Source organism: Clostridium sp., assembly GCF_040797585.1.
Taxonomy (GTDB): Bacteria; Bacillota; Clostridia; order Clostridiales; family Clostridiaceae; genus Clostridium_Z.
Map to the genome: position 1 here is coordinate 1 of NZ_JBFNEO010000226.1, position 4,336 is coordinate 4,336.

General features: G+C 28.4%; 5 protein-coding genes. 3 read left to right on the forward strand and 2 right to left on the reverse strand.

The genetic code is table 11. The annotated features are described in order from the left end of the window. Positions 1–284 precede the first annotated feature (284 nt). The gene (locus AB2369_RS11780; protein WP_367666672.1) at positions 285–1,385 is read right to left on the reverse strand and encodes a glycosyl hydrolase family 8; all 1,101 of its coding nucleotides are present in this window, start codon (positions 1,383–1,385) and stop codon (positions 285–287) included. Positions 1,386–1,519: 134 nt separating this feature from the next. Between AB2369_RS11780 and AB2369_RS11785 the strand changes: the two genes are divergently transcribed. Continuing rightward, complete coding sequence (locus tag AB2369_RS11785) at positions 1,520–2,419, forward strand: exonuclease domain-containing protein (protein ID WP_367666673.1); 900 nt, start codon at positions 1,520–1,522, stop codon at positions 2,417–2,419. A 216-nt stretch (positions 2,420–2,635) separates the two neighbouring features. On the opposite strand, the gene AB2369_RS11790 is transcribed toward AB2369_RS11785, so the two are convergent. Continuing rightward, the gene (locus tag AB2369_RS11790; RefSeq protein ID WP_367666674.1) at positions 2,636–3,061 is read right to left on the reverse strand and encodes a CBS domain-containing protein; all 426 of its coding nucleotides are present in this window, start codon (positions 3,059–3,061) and stop codon (positions 2,636–2,638) included. Positions 3,062–3,506: 445 nt separating this feature from the next. Here AB2369_RS11790 and AB2369_RS11795 point away from each other — a divergent pair, with 445 nt between their 5' ends. Next, positions 3,507–3,866 (forward strand): YtxH domain-containing protein, encoded by a 360-nt coding sequence (locus AB2369_RS11795; RefSeq protein WP_367666675.1) that lies wholly within the window; start codon positions 3,507–3,509, stop codon positions 3,864–3,866. 42 nt (positions 3,867–3,908) lie between these two features. Further along, positions 3,909–4,247 (forward strand): hypothetical protein, encoded by a 339-nt coding sequence (locus AB2369_RS11800; protein WP_367666676.1) that lies wholly within the window; start codon positions 3,909–3,911, stop codon positions 4,245–4,247. The last annotated feature ends 89 nt before the right edge of the window (positions 4,248–4,336 follow it).

A 4,336-nucleotide genomic window follows, 5' to 3' on the forward strand; every position in this document is an offset into this window, starting at 1 on the left:
AGAATAGTTTTAATTATTCAGTATAAATTAAGTTCTAAGATAGGAACCCTATATATGGTTCCTATCTTAAAAGTTAATCTATACCTGTGATTTATTCATTAATAAATCAGAATTTTAATGGATGTATAAGTTAAGTGATGACCTAGGAATCCTATATAGATGTACCATATCTAAACTTAATCCTTGAATATGGTGTAAATCATAGTTAACTTGAAGTTTAGCTTAAGATATGATGTAGTACATCTATATAATATAAATTTTACTTACATAGTTTCACTTAACAACTAGTTATTAAGTAATGAAAGAAGTCCTTCTATATTATCAAAAGAGTAAAACTCTTTGTTCTTTTCATAACCAAGACCACCTTTAAATTCTCCATCCTTAACCATGAAACTAAGAAGCTTATTTTCTAATTTCTGAGAAAGTTCTTCATTATTGAAAGAGTCACTAAGTCTTAAGGCAACAGCATATATTGAGGCTGACTCTATATTTGTTAATGGAGTAAGGTCTTTTGAATACTCTGTAACTAAATATCCATTAGTATTCATCTCTTTTTCCATAAAGTTTATAATAGGATATATATCTTCCCCATCAGAGAGTAGAGATTCCCATACCATAAGGCTATATAAAAGCTCAGTATTCTCTTCCTTAGAGTATTCACCCTTGGATACATCATAAGATTTTTTGAAGAAGGGAGTATTTCCAATTAATCCACCCAGCATAACTTCTTTACTTTTATCCTTTATAGTTTTCCATTCTGGATGAAAGGAAGATAAAATATTCATACCCTCAAGGTCCCCATAGCATAGGGTAAATATAGATGAAGCACCCCATTTATCTATAAAGTCTATAGGCAAATCATTGCTTATGCTATTTTCTAGAAGACTTTTAGATAAACTATGAGCTTTAAGTCTATAGGAATATTTATCAAAAGTTTTATACCCTAGAGCTAAAGCTTTAGCTATCCTTATATCATCTATAAAGGCTGTGGTATCACTTTTTTCTTTATCCTTAGAAACCCTCCAGCTTATAAGACCATTAGATAGATACATATTATCTTTAACATATTTATAATAGGTATTAAACATTTCTTCATTCTTAATATAAGAAGAATAGACCATCATAAGTCCTTGGGATTCTGAAAGGACAGCATGTCCCTTGGTAATTTCATCTTCCGAGGAAGCATCTAAGTAATTGGTTAATATTCCTCCATCCTCATTAGTTAGATTATTTACTATAAAATTTTCTAAGGCATTTGATTCTGAGGACTGATTTTTATAGATCAAATATTTCTGTATATCTATAGGCTTTAAAAGCGGATATAGAAAATACATAGAAACTGCTACAATTAAAGGAATAGTAATTAGTAAAAGTTTTTTTCTCAAAGTATCACCCCCATGATGAAGATTATAACATAAAGCACATTGTTAATCTTAGGAAAAATAATGTATAATATTTATTATGCGAATAGTTAGAAAATCTACGAAAAGTATTTAATAAATTTTTAAGGAGGGGTGTTATGGGATATGTTATACTAGACCTAGAATTTAATAACTTAAGTGACATAACAAAGTATTATTCAGATTTTTATAGTACATATCCACAGTTTAAAGAAATGGATTGTCCCAATGAGATTATAGAAATAGGAGCGGTAAGGGTAGATAAATATTTAAACCAGATAGATACACTTAAGATTTATGTGAAACCCTACATATTTCCAGTGCTTAATCCTAAGATAAAAGAAATTACAGGAATAGAAGAAAAAAATTTAAATGAAGGACTACCTTTTAAAGAGGCCATAAAGATCCTTGAGGAGTTTGCTAAAGAGGATGATATTATATGCTCTTGGGCAAAAGATGACGTGGCTGAAATAATAAGAAATTCCTTCTATCATAATGTAAATAATGTAGATTGGATAAAGAAATATATAGATATACAAGAATATTGCACTAAAGTTATGGGAGAAAAACAATCATTGAGCCTTAAAAGAGCTATAGAAAAGCTAGATATAAGAAAGAATGAAGGTAGGCTTCATGATGCTTTAAATGATGCCTTATATACCTTAGAAGTATTTAAGAGAATGTATAACTTTAGAGTGGTAAAGGGTTATGTAATAGAAGACATATTAAATATGCCAGCTATAATGGTAAAAGGTCTTGAAGATAAGGACTTTGAAGAAGATAAGGTAGAATTTATATGTCCTAAATGTAAAATTACACTTAATATGGAGTCACCGGTGAAGGTATTTAACTGGAGATTTGTAACCTTATCTCACTGTAATAAATGTAATGCAAACATATTAAATGAGGTAATAGTTAAGAAGACCTTAAGTGGAAATAAGGTTTATAAAAATAATAAGATGATAATAAGTGAAGCAGAGTATCTAGATTATAGCTATAAACTGGGTAGAACGAGTTAGGAAAATTTATATGTTATATGTTTTATCAAAAGTGAAATTAAGACTTAATCTTATAGAGTAGACTTAATATAAGGAAAGGAGAAGAATATGAAAAAGAAATCTAAATTAGCTTTAACTTTGGTAGCAGCAGCGGCTTTAATATCTGTAATTAAAAATGATAAGAAAAAAGAAAAGAATTTTAAATAAGGGTGCTAATTTATAGCACCCTTTTGATTTCTATATAATTTTTCTTGTGGCAGAGTCTTTCATAGTGTTATAGCAGTAATTTATAATGTCACTTCTTTTAATTATTCCAATGAAGGTACCGTTATCATCTATAACAGGAACAAAATTTTGGTTAACAGCAAGAGAGATAAGTCCCTCTATATCTGAGTTTATAGTTACTGCCTTATGTTTTCTCTTCCTTTGTATATCTTCTACCATAACCTTATTAGTGTTTTTAAAGTTAAGATCTGGAGTATTTTTAAGCTTCCAAAGTAAATCCCCTTCTGTTAAAGTACCTATATATTTACCTGCATTATTAATTAAAGGGATAGCTGTATAGCCGTGATATTCCATTCTCTCCATAACTTGTCTCATCGTAGATTCAATATTTTCATAAATTACTTCACTTTTAGGTGTTAAGAAAAACGCTATATTCATGGTTCATCCTTTCCAAAAAATATAGTATTTAATCAGCTCTTATTAAAGCTTCTATTTAAAAGCTGATATGTAATATTTTTTAATTCATTCACTAGTGGTGGTATTGAAAACCACATATATATTTTAACATACCTAAGGATGTCCTTCTATATATAAATTCTTAAATATTCTTAAATATTTGATCAAGAGTTATTAATAGAATACAAAAGTTTAATATATATTTTCAGTGAGTTATACTATTACTAGAAAAACAGACAAGATTAATAATTAGAGAAAGAATAAAAATGTAGATTTTAAAGGAAGTATAAATATGTATCTACATAATTAACAGAATAAACTAATAAATCATACTAAATATAACAAAAAAATTAATAATTAATGGAAAATCATTATTGTTTATGTTATACTAGTGAGTATAACAAATGGAAAAGGAGAGATAATTATCATGTTAAAGAAGTTGATGGAAAAGAAGAAAAGAGAGCAAGCAAAAAGAAATAGAATAAATTCAGCTAAGGGATTAGCGGCAGGGGCAGCATTAGGTGCTTTAGCAGGAGTATTACTTGCACCAAAGTCAGGTAAGGATACAAGAGAGGAAATAGTAAACTCTGCAAAAGATCTTAATGAAAATGTAAAAGTTAAGGCAAAGGATGCAAAAGAAGTTGTAACCTCTAAGACTAAAGAAGCTAAATGCAAAATATCTGATTACTTAAATAAGAAAAAAGAGGGAACTTCAGAAGTATGTGAGGAAGTAGAAACTACTAATGAGGCAGAAGAAGTTCTTGAAAAAGTAAAGGATAATGAGTAAAAATAGGACAAGCAGTTTTTATAAGTCTGGAGTGAGAAAGAAATGATGATAAGCCTTTCAGACCTAGGATATTTTATTTTAGGGTTACTAGGGGCTATAGCTTTAATAATGATTTCTATATTGTGTTATAAACTTATAAAATTTATAGGAAATATTAATAAGGTTATAGAAACCAATGAAAGAAATATAAACGATACCTTAGATACTCTTCCAAAAATTGCAAAGGATGTTAAACACACCACTGATAACATAAAGGATATAAGTGATGTAGCAGTGGAGACAACAGCAGATGTAGTAGTAGCAAAGGATAACATAGGAGAGTATTTTAATACAGCTAAGGATATACTCTTAATAATTAAGAATATATTTTTTAGTAAATAGATAATATAGCTTTTAAGCTTAAAGAGGATGATTTTAAATATTTAAAATCATCCTTTTTTTATTTTAAAAATAGTTGTGAGATATAGGGT